Source organism: Marinobacter mangrovi, from assembly GCF_016798325.1.
In the GTDB taxonomy this organism is placed as follows: domain Bacteria; phylum Pseudomonadota; class Gammaproteobacteria; order Pseudomonadales; family Oleiphilaceae; genus Marinobacter_A; species Marinobacter_A mangrovi.
Genome location: NZ_JAERVO010000002.1, coordinates 55,981 through 71,226, shown reverse-complemented (window position 1 = coordinate 71,226; position 15,246 = coordinate 55,981). Strand labels below are relative to the sequence as shown.

Genomic DNA, 15,246 nt, shown 5'->3' with positions numbered 1-15,246 from the left:
TTACCGGGCCCGACGAACACCGGCGGCCAGGTCGCGTGTCAGGTCGTGGAGCGCGTCCCTGGCCGCACCGGGCGATGGGGCATGTTCCACACAGCTTACCAATGCTGACCCCACGATCACCGCCTCACTGAACCGGCCAATCGCAGCTGCGTCTTCGGCCGTGCGGATACCAAAACCCACGCCGATGGGCAGATCCGTGTGTTTGCGGATGTCGGCCAGGGTGGTTTCCACGCTCTCCTGGGTGGGCGATGCGGCACCCGTCACGCCGGCCACGGAAACGTAGTAGACAAATCCGGACGCCTCACGCAGCACCTGCTTCAGCCGCTCGCCTTTCGTGGTGGGGGTGACGAGTCGAATAATGTGGATTCCCGCATCCCGGGCCGCCTGGAAAAACGCTCCGTCGTGATCGGGTGGCAGGTCCACGATGATGAGGCCATCGACCCCGGCCTCGACCGCGTCCCGCAGGAACCGGTCAGCGCCGTAGCGATAGATGGGGTTGTAGTAGCCCATCAACACCAGGGGGGTTTCCCGGTCCTGTTCGCGAAACTGTTGCACCATCGCCAGTGTCTTTTTCTGGGTCTGCCCGCCGTTAAGCGCTCGCAACGACGACTTCTGGATCGCCGGACCGTCCGCCATGGGATCGGTAAACGGCATACCCAATTCGATAATGTCCGCGCCAGCGGCGGGCAGCCCCTTGAGGATATCCAGCGATGTGTCGAGATCCGGATCACCGGCCGTAACATAGGTCACGAGCGCCGGGCGATTCTCGGCCTGGGTGCCTGCAAGCCGCCGGTCGAGTCGGGAAGTGGGTGTCATGATGCCATCTCCGCTGCGTGTGATGGGTTCGAACCGCCAAGGTACTCGGCGACGCTGGCCATATCCTTGTCGCCCCGGCCGCTCAGGTTCACGACCATCAGGTGGTCTTTCGGCAGTGTCGGTGCCCGCCGGGCCACTTCCGCCAGCGCGTGGGCCGTTTCCAGTGCGGGGATGATGCCTTCCTGCCGGCAACACAGCTGGAAAGCCTCCATGGCTTCCTGGTCCGTGATCGACACATAGTCCACCCGCCCCTGCTCGTGCAACCAGGCGTGCTCGGGGCCAATGCCCGGATAATCCAGGCCCGCCGAGATGGAGTGGGCGTCGGTGATCTGGCCGTCCTCGTCCTGCAGCAGGTAGGTGCGATTGCCGTGCAACACACCCGGCGTACCACCGCTCAGGCTGGCTGCGTGCTTGCCGCTCTCAACCCCATGCCCGCCGGCTTCAACGCCAATCATCTGCACCCCGTCATCCGCCAGGAACGGATGGAACAGGCCCATCGCGTTGGAGCCGCCGCCGATGCACGCCACCAGCGAGTCGGGCAGCCGCCCTTCCTGATCCAGTATCTGCTCTCGGGTTTCGCGGCCGATGACCGACTGGAAGTCCCGCACCATGGCTGGATACGGGTGCGGCCCGGCCACGGTACCGATCACATAGAAGGTGTCGTCGATGTTGGTCACCCAGTCGCGCAGCGCCTCGTTCATGGCATCCTTGAGGGTGCCGGTGCCGCTGCTGACCGGGATGATCTCGGCGCCAAGCAGTTGCATACGGAACACGTTAGGTTGTTGGCGCTCCATATCCGTCTTGCCCATATAAACCACGCACTGCATGCCCAACCGGGCCGCGACCGCCGCCGTAGCCACACCGTGCATCCCGGCCCCGGTCTCGGCAATGATGCGGGTCTTGCCCATACGCTGCGCCAACAGGACCTGGCCGATGCAGTTGTTGATCTTGTGCGCGCCGGTGTGATTGAGCTCTTCGCGCTTGAAGTAAATCGTGGCGCCGCCGAAATGCTCAGTGAGCCGATCCGCCCGGTACAGCGGGCTCGGACGCCCCACATAGTCGCGCTGGAAATACGCCAGCTGCGCCTGGAAATCCGGATCGTCCTGTGCCTTTGCGTAACAGGTCTGGAGTTCCTGGATCAGCGGCATCAGCGTTTCCGCCACAAAGCTACCGCCGAACTGGCCAAAAAAGCCGTTAACGTCTGGCTGCATGGAATAGGGATTCATAACGAACCTGCCTGCTCATTGATTGAGTGAACTGAAATGAGATTAACGAAGGCAAGTGCTGGAAAAAATCGATAGAATTGCACAAACATGTGAGCTGGAGTCACACTTTATGAGCCAGGACATGCCCCCTCTCAGCGCCCTTCGGGCGTTTGAGGCCACCGCCCGACTGGGCAGCGTGACCGCTGCCGCGGGTGAACTGCACGTCACCCACGGCGCCGTCAGCCGCCAGTTGCGCAGCCTCGACGAGCACTTCGGCACGCCTCTGTTTACCAAGGCGGGCCGGGGCATCCGACTCACCCATCAGGGCGAGCAGCTTCAGCGGGGTGTCGGGGATGCCTTTTCCCGCCTGCGCGAGAGTTGCGCCGAGCTCAAACGCAGTTCCGAGGAAGGGCCCTTTGTCCTGAACTGCCCCGGCAGCCTCCTGGCCCGCTGGTTCATTCCCCGGCTGGAGCGGCTTCACCGGGAACTGCCGGATATCAGACTGCAAGTCGGTGACAGCGACAGTGAACTCGACCCTCGCCACAGCGAAGCCGGCGCCACGCTCCTTTTTTCCGAGCCGCCTTATCCCGCAGAACTGGGCGTCATCGAACTCGCCCCGGAAAACATCTGCGCCGTAGCCAGGCCCGATCAGGCCGAACGGTTCGATAGCCAGGACCCCGCCACGATATTCACGAGGCCCCTGCTCCACACCCGCTCGCGCCCCCAAGCCTGGCCGCAATGGGCCCAGGCGCACGGACTCGATGAGGCGCGCCTGGCTCAAGCCGTGGAAGCGGGCCAGGGCTTCGACCACCTCTACTACCTGATTGAAGGGGCTCTGGCTGGTCTGGGTGTGGCCATTGCCCCTCGCTTGCTGGTGAAGGACGATCTGGCCTCCGGGCGCCTGATCGCCCCCTGGGGCTCGGTCGAGACCAGCGGTCGGCTGTGCCTGCTGTTGCCGCACTATGTGTCGCACCGGCGTGGCGAACAGCTTGCCGCCTGGCTGCAACGCGAACTCAACCCATAGGCAGCCCAGCCCCGGCGCCCCGCGGTAGCGCTCTTCACATTCCCTCGCATTTAACGGGCTGATTCGTCTTTAAAAATGGCGACCTTTCGCAGTTTGAACCATGCTGTAAACAGGACATTTGACCCGTTTTTCAGTCAATCAGGGAAAAGCCATGATAAGGATGCATGGGGAATACCGCAGGCACCTGCGGTCAGGGATTCGGATTCCGGTCGTTTTCAGCCACGCCGGCCGCACCTTCGAAACGACAACACTCGACATTTCCGCCAGTGGTCTGCGTCTGAAAAGACCGGAGCACGTGCATATTCGTGCCGGCGAAACCATCGACATCGAGTTCCGTGACCGAACCGGCACCAGGGTCGCTGCGACCGTGATGCACTCCGGCAAAACCCACATCGGCTTACAGTTCTATGATCGGCGCTTCTCCGGCAATGAGCTGAAGGCCCTCTACGACGTCGCCCCTCTCTGGCAACGCCTCAGCGCCACCAGCAAACGCACACTCTGGAAGAAGAGCCGTCGTCTGGCGGTTTTTCTCGCCAACACTTACCTGCGCTCGCTGCTCCTCGCCCTGGTCCGGCCCCAGTTCCTGTTCGCGGTGTATGGCAACGAAAAGCAGGTTCGCTCCTATGTCTCCGACGATATGGCGCGGCGCCTGCCCTTCAACCTGATACTGGGGGTCATCCGCAACGAAAACATGCGCGGCTTGATGGTCGCCCCGCAATTCCTGGAGCATGAGTTGCAGGAAGACTCCGACAAAGTCCGCCTGTACATGGAGCGTCTGCAGGAGGATTTTCCGAATGTGCAGCGGATTGCACTGGTCGGACGACTGCCCAACTTCGTAAAGAAAGCAGGCATCGATATAAAGCGACCGCTGGTGGAGGGCAGTCTTGGCACGCGCTATATGATCTGGGACATCGCGCGACAAATGCGGGAGCGGCCGCAGTATCGCAACCAGAACAGCATTGTCGTGCTGGGCGGGGCCGGGCGCATCGGCAATGCTGTATGCCACGATCTCACCAGCCTGTACGACAGGGTGATTGGCCTTGATCCCCGCTACGAGGAAGACAACGAAATCAAAACCGATCAGGGGACGGTCCTGCAAACCGCCTCCCTCGAGCGTCTGAACGACGAAACGCTGTATATCGCGCTCACTCATCAGGGCGACGCGGTACTGGATCTCTATCAGCACATGCCCAACGGCGCCCTGATTGCCGATGACACTCATCCCTGCATTAGTTTGAAAGTGCGGGAACGCCTGCGGGAGAGTCAGATTGAGGTGGAAAAGATCGTACTGTCTCACGACCAATTTATGATGTGGCCGCGCATGCCGGACTGGAACAACCGGGATATCCCGGGATGTCTGGTGGAGGCCCTCGTCCTGCTTCGACAGCCGGATGTGGCCGAAGGCGGCTTTCACAGATTCTGTCAGGAAGCGGAATTTCTCGGCTTTACCGGCCGCCTGATCCGACCGCTGGATGAATAGCGATAACGGGAACGCCTTATGGTGACTCTCTGCAAATGGGCAGCAGCACTGATGGCCGCCCTGCTGTTGTGCGCCTTTTCCGTCAACGCCGGAGAAGTGATTCTCGATGGGGAGACGGGCCATCACAGCCTGAACGATCGCATCGACTATCAGCTCAGCAGCGGCCAGACACTTGAGCAGGTTGTGCAACCGTCACATTGGCAGGTAAAACGGGATCGCAACGTACTGAATCTCGGGTTCACGGATCAGTCCGTCTGGCTTAAAACAAATCTGAATATCCCTCACGCCCTGGACCAGCCCTGGTATCTGGTGATTCCCTACCCCCTGCTGGAGCAGGTGGATCTCTATCTCCTGCGCGACGGCCAGCTGCCGGCGTTCTACCACACCAGTCGCGAGGAAACCGAAACCCAGAGGGAGCAGGCCCAAAGCTATCAGATCGCCCTGCCTCTGCCTCAGGATCTCAGTGGCAACGTGAATCTTGTCCTGCGGGCCCAGTCCGCCTCCTCGCTGCAGGTGCCGGTGGAACTTTGGAGCCAGGATCGCCTGCTGGACGACTTTTCCCGGGAAAGCCTCTACTGGGGCATCTATTTCGGCATCCTCGGGGCGATGGCCACTTACAACCTGTTCCTGTTTCTCTCCATCCGGGATCCGGCCTACGGCTACTATGTGCTGTACATCGGCGCGATCAGCCTCTTGATGCTCTGCATCTCCGGCGTGGGCAGCGCCTGGATCTGGAGCGGCCAGCCGCTACTGACCCGATACGCCTTGCCTACAAGCACGGCACTGGTCTCACTCAGTGCCCTGATGTTTGCGCGCAGTTTTTTGAAATGGCAGGAGATTTCCTATCGCTGGGAACGCGGTCTGAACATCACCGCGGGCCTGGCCGGGGTGTTGATTGTCTACACCTGGGTCGATCCGATACACGGTGCCCTGTTCGCCGGTCTGTTGGGCACCCTGGTGATCGTGCTGGTCATCTCTGTGGGATTGGCCGCCCTCACCGCCGGTGTCGCCAGTGCCCGTTATTTCGTGCTGGCCTGGGCCGCCTTCGCGCTGGGAGCCTCCCTCTACCTGATGAACGTGTTCAACCTGCTGCCGGTGAATTTTCTCACCAACCATGCCATGCAGGCCGGCTCCGCAGCCGAGGTCCTGTTGCTGTCCTTCGCCCTGGCCCATCGCATCAAGGACGAGCGCACCCGCAAACTGGCCGCATTGCATCGCCAGCAACTGGCTGAGCGACAGGTCCGCGACATGGAAATGCAGTCGCTCGAACAGGCGATGCACGATTCCGCCACCAAACTGCCTAACGGCGCGCTGCTCAATCAGCAACTGCAAACGGTGATTGCCCAGGGACAACGGGTCGCACTCGCGTTGGTCCACTACCCCCAGGTCAAGGAGATTGCATCCAGCATGGGGCACAACCTGGCCGAGGACATGTTTTGCCAGCTGATGAAAAAACTGAACCATACGCTGGCGATGCTCGGTGGCGGTATCTGCCTGGAAGCGAAACAGCCCGCCTACATCGCCATTCCGGAGTTCGGTTCTGCCGCGTTCCTGGTCGACCTCAACCAGTTGCAGGGCAACCTGAAGCCGTTCGTAGAGCAGGTGGTCGGGCACCATGAGGTGACCTTTCATTCGGTCCGACTGCCGGTGCTCATGAACCTGCATTGTGGCGTGGCGCTCGCCCCGGAACATGGCAAGAGCACGGACATCCTCTATCAGCACGCGTCGGCAGCCCGGGACCGTAGCGAATCGAGAAAGGTGCCGGTGCAGGTCTACAGTGAGGAAATATCCGAGTTCGCCCGGCGACGACTGGAACTGCTGACAGCCCTGCCCCAGGCTATTGAAGATGACGAGATCGAACTCTACCTGCAGCCGCAAATGAACGGCACCGGCCAGGAACTGGTCGGCGCCGAAGTGTTGCTGCGCTGGCACAGTTCCCGGTTTGGGCCAGTGCCTACCTGGGAGGTCATCGAGATCGCGGAAAATGCGGGGCTGATGGATCTGCTCTCCCGTTATGTGGTCGCCCAGGCCTGGAGAATCATGCAGACTTTACGGGCACAGCATCTGGACATCACCTGCAGCATCAACCTGTCGGTCGAGAACCTGACCGACCGCCACTTCGTGCCGGATGCCCTTGAGGGCATCAGACAACACGGTATCCCGACGGACCGCGTCATTTTCGAGATGACGGAAACGGCGATGATGCACAACATGGAATCGGTCATCGATTCCCTGCTGCTCATTGCCAATGAAGGCTGCCGGATTGCCCTGGATGATTTCGGAACGGGCTACTCGTCCCTGGCCTACCTGAGTCGCCTGCCCATCCATGAATTAAAGATTGATCGCAGCTTTATCAGCCAGATGTGCTTGAATCGCAACGATCAGGAGATCGTCAAGAACACGCTGACCCTGGCCCGCACCCTCAATCTGGAGACTGTGGCCGAGGGTGTAGAGGATAAGGCCACCCTGACACGCCTCAGCGAACTGGGTTGCCACCGCGTTCAGGGCTACCTGTTTGCCAAACCGATGCCGGTGAAAGAGTTCTGTCGCTGGGCGTTGCAGCAAACGGTCGGTGAAAGTGCCGGCAAAGGTCACTGAGCGAAGCCCACACTCGCGCCGTTCATGAAGCGCTTTTACCGGACGGCACATGCCCCTATCCCACCCTGTGGCGATGAAACCGCGGCACCTTTCAGGCCAAAGAGAAGAGTGAGTACCTGACGGATATCGGGTAAAGTACGAAACGTGTGCGGCTTTCGCGACGATCGGCTGTGGTGACTCCGGCCCGTTTTCACTCACAGCCCACCCGATAATCCGTTGCTACCACTGACTTTTCCAGAAGGCCCCTGGGAAGTGGCATGACTCGACACGCCTCGCGCCGCACTGGCCGGTTTTCCACAAGCTGTTTACCCCTGATCGGGTGTCTGGCGCTGTTGCTGCTGGCGTGTTTTTGCGTGCAGGCGACATCGTTCGATGCCCCCACACAGTCTGCCGGCAGCGTTTTCTCCCCGTTGAAATTGAGTCAACTGGACGCCCAGTATCCTCTGGAGTCCCTGAAGCACTCGTCCGGTTTCATTCCGGCACCAACCGGGCAACGGTTGGAGAATGCGCCCGAACGCTCCCCTGACGCCCACCCGTTCGGACTGACACCCGATTTCAGGCAGCACCACCGCTATTGGCTCTACACCCATGTCACAAACCTCACGGAAAACGACCAGTGGATGCTACACATCAGTAACTTCGGGAATGTGCAGCCCAGGGTACTGATCCGCGGTCCTCACAGTCAGGAATACAGGACGTTTGACGAACAGGGGCGCACTAAGGACACCACGGCGACCAACACAACGGGCCGGGCGATCCCTTTGACGCTAAGTCCGGGAGAGTCGTACCAGATCATTATCGAGCTGGAGGCCGGATTTGTTGCTATTCAGCCTTATATCGGGTTGATGAGCCTCGGCCATTACAAGCTGTGGACGGCCCAGATGGATTACGCCTTCAAGCTGGCCATTGGTATCGCTCTTGGGCTCACCCTCGTCGGTCTCACCTGCTGGTTGCTGACGCTGGGAAACGTGTTCCTGTGGGCGGCCTTATCGTCGCTACTGCTGCTGGTCTATTATCTGTGGCACAGCGGTGCCCCCACCCTCTTTTGGCCATCGAACCACGAAAGAACGAACATCTACTGGATCCTGTTGGCATCGACACTGATCACCCAACTCCTGTTCGCGGCCGGGTTTCTTCGTATCAAACGGACATCGGCAGGGTGGTACCCCTTCTTTGTCGGGGCGGGGGTCATTACCTTGCTGATGTGTGTGGCCAACATGTTCGTTTCTGCACGCACGAATGTGATCCTCATATCCGTGAACTACGCGGTTGTCTGGATCGTCATTATCGCCTCCGGTATTGCCAAGGTTCGAACCGAAGGTCGTTACTATATTATTTATCTCCTGGGTTGGATCGTCCCCATGCTTTCCGTGGCCCATGTCCTCCTGTCGATACACAGCTCCCAGCAGCCAACCGAAGAAATCGGGCCTTCCTATAGAAGTATCCTCGTCCTTTACGGGCTGGTCCTGCACATGTTCCTGCACACGATCGCGTTGATATTGCGGATCAAAAAGATGGGGGAGGAAAAGCTGAAAACCGAGTTTATCAGCCAGGCCAAATCCCGCTTCATCGCCCAGAGCAGTCACGACCTGAACCAGCCACTGCACTCGATGAGTCTTTTCCTGGATCACCTCAAACCGCACGTCCAGGGGCTGGACGGCCAGAAAATCTTCTTTCGTCTCAAGAACACGCATCGGCAGATGCGCGACTCTTTCAAGGCCATCATGGATCTGAGCAAGCTGGAAGCCGGAGGCATCCAACCGCAATTCAAGCCCATCCACCTCGCCGATCTGTTTTCACGTTTGCAGCATGAATACGGGGTACACGCCGCGGAGAAAGGTCTTCGACTGACGTTTCATGACTGTTCGCTGACGGCCTTCAGTGACCCGCTGTTGCTGGAGCGCATGCTGCGCAACCTGATCTCCAACGCCATCAAATACACGGCATCCGGCCGGGTGGTTGTCGGCTGTCGACGACGAGGCTCACGGATTGATATCCAGGTTCTGGATACCGGATCCGGCATCGAACTGGCCGCGCACGAGCACATTTTCGACATCTATCAACGCTCAGCAACGGTATCGGAACAATCGGAAGGCTCAGGGATCGGTCTGTCCATCGTCCGGCACATCTCGGAGTTGCTGGATCATCCGGTCACGATAAGGTCTGAGCCGGGCCGTGGAAGCCGTTTCACCATCAGCATCCCCCGCCTGACGGAACGCTCGCCACGGCAAATCACGACGACTTTCCCGGAGGACAACCCCATCGTGGCACTGGTTTTCCAGGACCGGACACTGCAGGATGACCTGAGCGAACGATTCCGGAAATGGCATTGCCCGGTGCAGACCTTCGGGTCCATCGAGGCGGCGCAGTCCGCCACCCCGGCACCGTCGGTACTGCTCTGCGACCCGCCCCGCCTGAGCGAGGCGGCGCTGTCTCAGGAAGCCTTACGACAGTTCGCCCAAGGGACCGTAGCAGCCTGCACCAGCAAACCCGACACCGCCCTGCCCGGCGACTGGATTGCATTGACGCCGGTTGTCCGACCGTCCCAGCTGCGAGCCCTGCTTAACATCGCCGTGCGGCGCCGACAGGCCCGATTGACGGGAGCCGCCCCGGACGCGCCATTATTCGACGATGCAAAAGAATCGTTGCAACCGGAGTGAGCTGTTCTCATGACCCTGAAAGTGCTGATCATCGAGGACCATGAACTGTATCGCGATGGACTCCGACTGCTCGTCCTGGAGGCGCTCCCGGGTACGACCGTCCTGGAAGCAGGCGACTTCGCAAGCGCCCGATCCCGGCTCGCGGAACATCCGGATACGGATCTGGTACTGCTGGACATCCACATCCCGGGCACCGTGGGACTCGATGGCCTGAAGACCCTCAAAGCCAACCACCCGGCACTGCCACTGGTGGTGGTCTCCACCGTCGATCATCACGCCAGCATCCAGCAGATGTTGCAACTGGGCGCCGATGGGTTTGTTGCCAAAACCAGCTCCAGGGCCGTTATGATTCAGGCCTTCCAGGCCATCATGGACGGCGAAGAAGTCATCATCAGTGGCCAGGATCCCGCCGAAGCCATCAGCCTCTCTCCGCGCCAGATTGCAACGCTCGAACAGTTGGCGCTGGGCCTGCCCAACAAGGAAATCGCCTCGCAACTCAACATCGCTCCGGCCACAGTCCGGGAATACGTGTCCGATCTGCTGATGCGGTTCGAGTGTGATAATCGGACGCAGGTCGTGCTGAAGGCAAGGCGTTTGGGATTTATTCTGGATTAAGGGGATCGGTCTGTTGCTTCCACAGCGCTGACCGACTCCTGTGAGCCAGCTGTCATGACAAACGATCATTGACGAGACACAAAAAAGCCGGCCTAGGTCTGGCCGGCTTTCTCTGGCGTGTCTGATTCAATCGTCCATGCTGTCCGCAGACTCTGGCTTGGTCAGGTCGATCAGACCGAGGCAGACCGGCTACGCAAGCGCAGCATGACCAACGCCAGCAACCCCAGGCCCAGCAGCGCGCTGGATCCCGGTTCCGGCACGGAAACGGAGTGCCCATTAAATTCGGTGACATGGCTGAATGTCAGCCCATCCAGTTTTTTGACGCCGAAATATTGGGCCAGATCCAGAACCCCCCAATCCATGCTGCTGTTGTTACTGAACAGCATGAAGTTTTGTCCGTCCTTGACGACATAGAAACCTGGCATCGACGTCAGCGCGAAAGCGACAACGGTGCTGGATTCCTTGGTCACGAAGAGATCGACAGGATCCGTCTTGTCGGCGTAGGTGACCTGGTAGCCCAACACGCTTTCGACCCAGTTTTCTTCCGTTGTCGGGTTGGCATTGCCCAAAACGGACTTGGTCGTAGCAGCGACGAAGGTATCGAGACCGCCCACGTCAGTGTTGTCAGCAAGCAGGTAACCATAGGAGACCGGGCTAATCCCAAGAATCAGCGCAGCTCCGATGAACAGATGTTTAAGGCCCATTGTAAATACTCCAATACCTTTCACGACGAACCTCATGAGCCAAGGAAACAACAGCATGGCTTTGAGCCCCATGTAACAACGAGCAATTGCCGCGCCATATCCGTAACTCACTGTCTTTTAAGACAATGAGCAAGATTCGATCGGAAGAAAGCGACCTACCGTAAAGAAAATCGACAGGTAAAAAGTCGTCAGAGCAGGCTGCCCCCAGAGGGAAGGACCGAGTAGGCTTATGCCGCAGCCTATCACCCGCGAGGAACGGCGGAGCAGGCGTTCAAGGGACTGTCACATTTATCGACACGGGTGGATTTCAGAGGAGCCCTTTACCGAAAACCACCGCACAGAAACGAACACGGCCCCTTCCCCGGTGGCATCGGTGTAAGCCGTTCTGCGGCGAGCAAAAATCGGAACACGCCTCTACAGCAGAATGACGCCCCAGCAAACCGAAATGATCACCAGCCCCACAAACTGGGCGGCGCTGCCCATATCCTTGGCCTGTTTGGAGAGCGGGTGAAGTTCCATCGACACCCGGTCAACGATGTTTTCAATGGCCGAGTTCAGCAACTCGATGGCGAGGGAAAGCAACGGCGCGGCGATCAGGACTGCCCGTTCGGCGCGGGTGACATCGACCCAACAGGCAATGGGAATCAGGATGACGTTGATCAACACCAGTTGACGAAACGCCGCCTCATTGAGAAACGCCGCCTTGAGACCCTGCATGGAATAGCGGGTTGAATTCAGGATTCGGGTTATTCCTTTCCCGCCTTTCAGCGCGTGGGCACCGGGTTCATGAATTGATTTGGACATCACTGGCCTTATGTTCATCGGGCAAGGAATAAGAAACCGGCGACGCGTCGAAGCTAGGCAACGGTCCGGGTTCAACAAGAGGCCGAATTATGACCGCTGGATTCGACTTTGAGAATGCGGGTCCTCCGAAGCCCGGCGCACGGTCGTGACCCAAGTCAGGTGTGCCCCGCATCGCCCTACCTCTTCACATGGCCTCTTTGTTGGCATGAAGGGCAGAAATACAATCGACGACTCGCCATGGCGGTTTTCACGATCGGCCCATCGCACTCGTGGCAGACCTGACTTTCACGATTGAACACCATGTGGCGGCGTTGGCCGAAGGTCCAGCCGTGGCGCTTGAGCCGTTCGGCCCGCTCCGGGTCGTTGGTAACGCCCTTCAGGGTATACGCGCGCTGGAGCATCCTCAGGATGGCCTCGGCCAGGCGCCGGCGTTCGACGTCGTCCAGATCCCGGGGGCGCGTGTCGGGCGCCAGCCGGGCCTCAAACAGGATCTCCGAGCGCAGGTAGTTTCCGATGCCCGCGATAAAGGCCTGATCCAGCAGCAGGCCACTCAGATTCCGGCCGCGGAATCGCCGGTCTTCAAACACAGCCAGCAGGTCGTCCACGCTGACGACCTGGTTCAACGGGTCCGGTCCCAGTCGTACCAGATAGTCCACCTGATCCAGTTCATCCGGACGCACCAGCCGGATATCCGACGCACTGTACAGCCGGGCCGCTTTTTCCGCACCGAGGATCGCGAACCGAAGCTGCCGGTTGGTCGCCGGTTCCCGATCAGACGGGCCGATCATCCATTTCCCATACAGCTGGTTGTGACTGTACACACACCAGGGACCGTCCTCGTCGGTGGCGGCCAGAAACACCAGGACGGCCTTGCCCCGAGCTTCAACGCTCGTCACCTGACGCCCTGCCAGCAACGGCTCGAACGACTTGAAGCGCTCAAAGGCGAACATCACGGTCTCCGCAGTCCGTCCTGCAACCGCGCTGCCGATCTCATCGACCATGCGGCGTATTTCGGGGCCCTCGGGCATGGATCTCCTCTCCTCAATTCGTCGTCCGAAGGACTACGCGAGACCGGCAGGCTCGGACCAGCTCTTTTCGGTATTCCTGTTCAGGGAAATGGCCTTACCCATTTTCGGATGGAAATGTTCAGCCAGGTCATGATTGACGAACGCAAACAACACGATATTCGCTATCATGGCGGCTGCCGGGCCCTATTGCGTTAGCGAGCACGCCCTTGTCTCGCTGGTGACCCGGCGTTCTGCACGTTATTGAACCAGACGTTGGCACACGCCAGAGCGACCTGATCATGCGGTCGCCTTGTCCCGCCCTGCCAGCCTGTTCATATCGAGTTGTGGATCACGCGAATAACCGGACGGAACCGTCCCACAATAAACCGATGTCTTATCCGGGAGAATCAATGGATACGTGGTATCTGCTGTGTTTCCTTTCCGCGACCGCGGTGCTGGTCGCCTTCGCCAATCAGTTCTTCCTGAACATGCAGACGACCATCGCCATTACCTCCGGGGCAGTGGTCATTTCGCTGCTGCTGATCCTGGCGGTTAAAGTCCTTGGCAATCAGACCGCCGTGGCGGTGTCCAGAATGCTCGGCACCATTGATTTCAAATCGCTGCTGCTGGACGGGATGCTGGGGCCATTGCTGTTTGCCGGGGCGCTGGAAATCGACCTGCGCAGCATGCGCCGGCATCGCTGGGAAATCACGATCCTGGTCCTGTTTGGCACCCTGGCGTCGACGTTCTTGGTGGGCTACTTCATCTCCTGGATCATGGACATGATGGGCTGGGACGTCCCGCTGGTCTACTGCCTGCTTTTCGGCGCCCTGATCAGCCCGACCGACCCGATCGCCGTACTGGCCATCATCAAGCAGATGAAAGCGCCGCCGTCCATTTCCATTCAGGTCGAAGGGGAATCCCTGTTCAATGACGGCGTCGGCCTGGTGGTTTTCACCACCATTTTTGCGGTGGCCTTCACTACGGCGGAACCCACATTTGGCAACGTCGCGGATCTGTTCCTGACGGACGCCCTGGGCGGCATCGCGTTTGGTATGTTGCTGGCCATCGTGGGTCACTTCCTGCTGATCAAGAGCCAGGATGGCAACATCCGCCTGCTGCTGACCTTCTGCATCCCGACGGCCGGGTTTGCCCTGGCGAACATGATGGGGGTTTCCGGCGCCCTGGCGATGGTGGTGGCGGGGATCTTCGTCGGTAACGTCACGCGCGCCAAAGCCGCATCGATGGCCCGCCTGAGCAGCATTCGCAACATCCGCAACTTCTGGCACGCGGTGGATGGCGTTCTCAATGCCTTCCTGTTCCTGCTGATCGGCCTGTTGGTGGTCACGCTGCCGGTAACCTGGCAGCAGATTGTCCTGGGCCTGCTGGCCATTCCGACCGTGCTGCTGGCCCGCTTCATCAGCATCAGTCTGCCGTACCTGGCGTTCCGGCGGTTCCGAAGCTACGACAAGCATTCCGTGCTGATCCTCACCTGGGGCGGTTTGCGCGGTGGCCTGGCGCTGGCGATGGCGGCGTCCATCCCGGCGGGGAAAATCTTCTTCAACGGCGTTGACCTGCACACCCTGCTGCTGCTGATCACTTACATCGTGGTGATCTTCTCCATCATCGTGCAGGGGTCCAGCATCAAGCCGTTGATCCGGAGCAGTCTGGCCGCCCAGAAAGAGGGGTGATCCATCATGGGGGCGCCGGCATCCGCCGAGCCCCTTCTCCCTGTCCTACCCCGTTTTCAAAACGCCCGATCAGCCCTGGTCGGGTATTTCGGGGTCAACCAGCAACGCCAGCAGATGCAGTGATTCCTGCCATCCCTGGTAACAGAACTCCACCGGTATGGCCTCGGGAACACCCTCCTGCACGATGGTCAGTTCAGTGCCGCACAAGACCGGCTTCAGTTGAATGGTGACCTGCATTTCCCCTGGCAGGTTGGGATCATCGAACTGATCGGCATGACGGATCAGTTCCCCCGGTTTGAGTTCCAGGAAACGCACGCCGAACGAATGCTTCGTCCCGGTCGTGAAGTTGGTGAATGACATGTGATAGCCACCGCCTTCGCGCGCGTCCATCGCGTCGATGTGGCCCGAAAACCCGTGGGGCGGAATCCACTTCACCAGGGCATCCGGATCGATAAAGGCACGATAGACGCGGTCAGGACTGCCGCGCAGAACGCGGTGTAAACGGATGGTATTGCCAGACATGGTGCTTCTCCTGATTGAGTTCACGAGTGCCTTTTTGTTGAGAGGCACGGTCTAGTCGAATCAGCGGGCGGCCATTCGACACCCGCCTGTCTGGCAATCGAGGAACGTTTAACGCTCTCC

At 59.6% G+C, this 15,246-nt stretch carries 12 protein-coding genes; 6 read left to right on the top strand and 6 right to left on the bottom strand.

Annotated features, from left to right (window positions below; genetic code table 11):
• Both trpA and trpB read right to left on the bottom strand, forming a co-directional pair.
• Complete coding sequence (gene trpA, locus JL474_RS06310) at nt 1-816, bottom strand: tryptophan synthase subunit alpha (protein ID WP_203141378.1); 816 nt, start codon at nt 814-816, stop codon at nt 1-3.
• A complete protein-coding gene (trpB, locus tag JL474_RS06305) occupies nt 813-2,042 on the bottom strand; it encodes a tryptophan synthase subunit beta (RefSeq protein ID WP_203141377.1) in 1,230 nt (409 codons plus the stop codon). The genes trpA and trpB overlap by 4 nt, the downstream gene beginning before the upstream one ends.
• 109 nt (nt 2,043-2,151) lie before the next feature.
• Here trpB and JL474_RS06300 point away from each other — a divergent pair, with 109 nt between their 5' ends.
• The 5 genes from JL474_RS06300 to JL474_RS06280 all read left to right on the top strand — a co-directional run bounded on the left by JL474_RS06300 (nt 2,152) and on the right by JL474_RS06280 (nt 10,398).
• Nucleotides 2,152-3,045 (top strand): LysR family transcriptional regulator, encoded by an 894-nt coding sequence (locus JL474_RS06300; RefSeq protein ID WP_203141376.1) that lies wholly within the window; start codon nt 2,152-2,154, stop codon nt 3,043-3,045.
• Between the two features lie 151 nt (nt 3,046-3,196).
• A complete protein-coding gene (locus tag JL474_RS06295) occupies nt 3,197-4,525 on the top strand; it encodes a PilZ domain-containing protein (RefSeq protein ID WP_123635708.1) in 1,329 nt (442 codons plus the stop codon).
• An 18-nt stretch (nt 4,526-4,543) separates the two neighbouring features.
• The gene (locus tag JL474_RS06290; protein WP_203141375.1) at nt 4,544-7,123 is read left to right on the top strand and encodes an EAL domain-containing protein; all 2,580 of its coding nucleotides are present in this window, start codon (nt 4,544-4,546) and stop codon (nt 7,121-7,123) included.
• A 257-nt stretch (nt 7,124-7,380) separates the two neighbouring features.
• Nucleotides 7,381-9,783 carry an ATP-binding protein gene (locus JL474_RS06285; RefSeq protein ID WP_203141374.1) on the top strand — a complete coding sequence of 801 codons (2,403 nt, stop codon included), beginning with the start codon at nt 7,381-7,383 and terminating at the stop codon, nt 9,781-9,783.
• A gap of 9 nt (nt 9,784-9,792) precedes the next feature.
• Nucleotides 9,793-10,398, top strand: a complete 606-nt coding sequence (locus JL474_RS06280; RefSeq protein ID WP_203141373.1) for a response regulator transcription factor — start codon at nt 9,793-9,795, stop codon at nt 10,396-10,398.
• A gap of 170 nt (nt 10,399-10,568) precedes the next feature.
• On the opposite strand, the gene JL474_RS06275 is transcribed toward JL474_RS06280, so the two are convergent.
• The 3 genes from JL474_RS06275 to nei all read right to left on the bottom strand — a co-directional run bounded on the left by JL474_RS06275 (nt 10,569) and on the right by nei (nt 12,934).
• A complete protein-coding gene (locus tag JL474_RS06275) occupies nt 10,569-11,102 on the bottom strand; it encodes a PEP-CTERM sorting domain-containing protein (RefSeq protein ID WP_203141372.1) in 534 nt (177 codons plus the stop codon).
• A gap of 414 nt (nt 11,103-11,516) precedes the next feature.
• On the bottom strand, nt 11,517-11,906 hold the full coding sequence (locus JL474_RS06270) for a diacylglycerol kinase (RefSeq protein ID WP_203141371.1): 390 nt from the start codon (nt 11,904-11,906) through the stop codon (nt 11,517-11,519).
• Nucleotides 11,907-12,082: 176 nt separating this feature from the next.
• On the bottom strand, nt 12,083-12,934 hold the full coding sequence (gene nei / locus JL474_RS06265) for an endonuclease VIII (RefSeq protein WP_203141370.1): 852 nt from the start codon (nt 12,932-12,934) through the stop codon (nt 12,083-12,085).
• A gap of 389 nt (nt 12,935-13,323) precedes the next feature.
• On the opposite strand from nei, the gene JL474_RS06260 reads away from it, so the two are divergent.
• The gene (locus tag JL474_RS06260) at nt 13,324-14,604 is read left to right on the top strand and encodes a cation:proton antiporter (protein ID WP_123636666.1); all 1,281 of its coding nucleotides are present in this window, start codon (nt 13,324-13,326) and stop codon (nt 14,602-14,604) included.
• A 69-nt stretch (nt 14,605-14,673) separates the two neighbouring features.
• On the opposite strand, the gene JL474_RS06255 is transcribed toward JL474_RS06260, so the two are convergent.
• Complete coding sequence (locus JL474_RS06255) at nt 14,674-15,126, bottom strand: SRPBCC family protein (RefSeq protein ID WP_203141369.1); 453 nt, start codon at nt 15,124-15,126, stop codon at nt 14,674-14,676.
• Nucleotides 15,127-15,246: the final 120 nt, after the last annotated feature.

Bases quoted from the DNA above. Each gene is read 5' to 3' on its own strand.
- trpA (WP_203141378.1), bottom strand. From the start codon at position 816: ATGACACCCACTTCCCGACTCGACCGGCGGCTTGCAGGCACCCAGGCC.
- trpB (WP_203141377.1), bottom strand. From the start codon at position 2,042: ATGAATCCCTATTCCATGCAGCCAGACGTTAACGGCTTTTTTGGCCAG.
- JL474_RS06300 (WP_203141376.1), top strand. From the start codon at position 2,152: ATGAGCCAGGACATGCCCCCTCTCAGCGCCCTTCGGGCGTTTGAGGCC.
- JL474_RS06295 (WP_123635708.1), top strand. From the start codon at position 3,197: ATGATAAGGATGCATGGGGAATACCGCAGGCACCTGCGGTCAGGGATT.
- JL474_RS06290 (WP_203141375.1), top strand. From the start codon at position 4,544: ATGGTGACTCTCTGCAAATGGGCAGCAGCACTGATGGCCGCCCTGCTG.
- JL474_RS06285 (WP_203141374.1), top strand. From the start codon at position 7,381: ATGACTCGACACGCCTCGCGCCGCACTGGCCGGTTTTCCACAAGCTGT.
- JL474_RS06280 (WP_203141373.1), top strand. From the start codon at position 9,793: ATGACCCTGAAAGTGCTGATCATCGAGGACCATGAACTGTATCGCGAT.
- JL474_RS06275 (WP_203141372.1), bottom strand. From the start codon at position 11,102: ATGGGCCTTAAACATCTGTTCATCGGAGCTGCGCTGATTCTTGGGATT.
- JL474_RS06270 (WP_203141371.1), bottom strand. From the start codon at position 11,906: ATGTCCAAATCAATTCATGAACCCGGTGCCCACGCGCTGAAAGGCGGG.
- nei (WP_203141370.1), bottom strand. From the start codon at position 12,934: ATGCCCGAGGGCCCCGAAATACGCCGCATGGTCGATGAGATCGGCAGC.
- JL474_RS06260 (WP_123636666.1), top strand. From the start codon at position 13,324: ATGGATACGTGGTATCTGCTGTGTTTCCTTTCCGCGACCGCGGTGCTG.
- JL474_RS06255 (WP_203141369.1), bottom strand. From the start codon at position 15,126: ATGTCTGGCAATACCATCCGTTTACACCGCGTTCTGCGCGGCAGTCCT.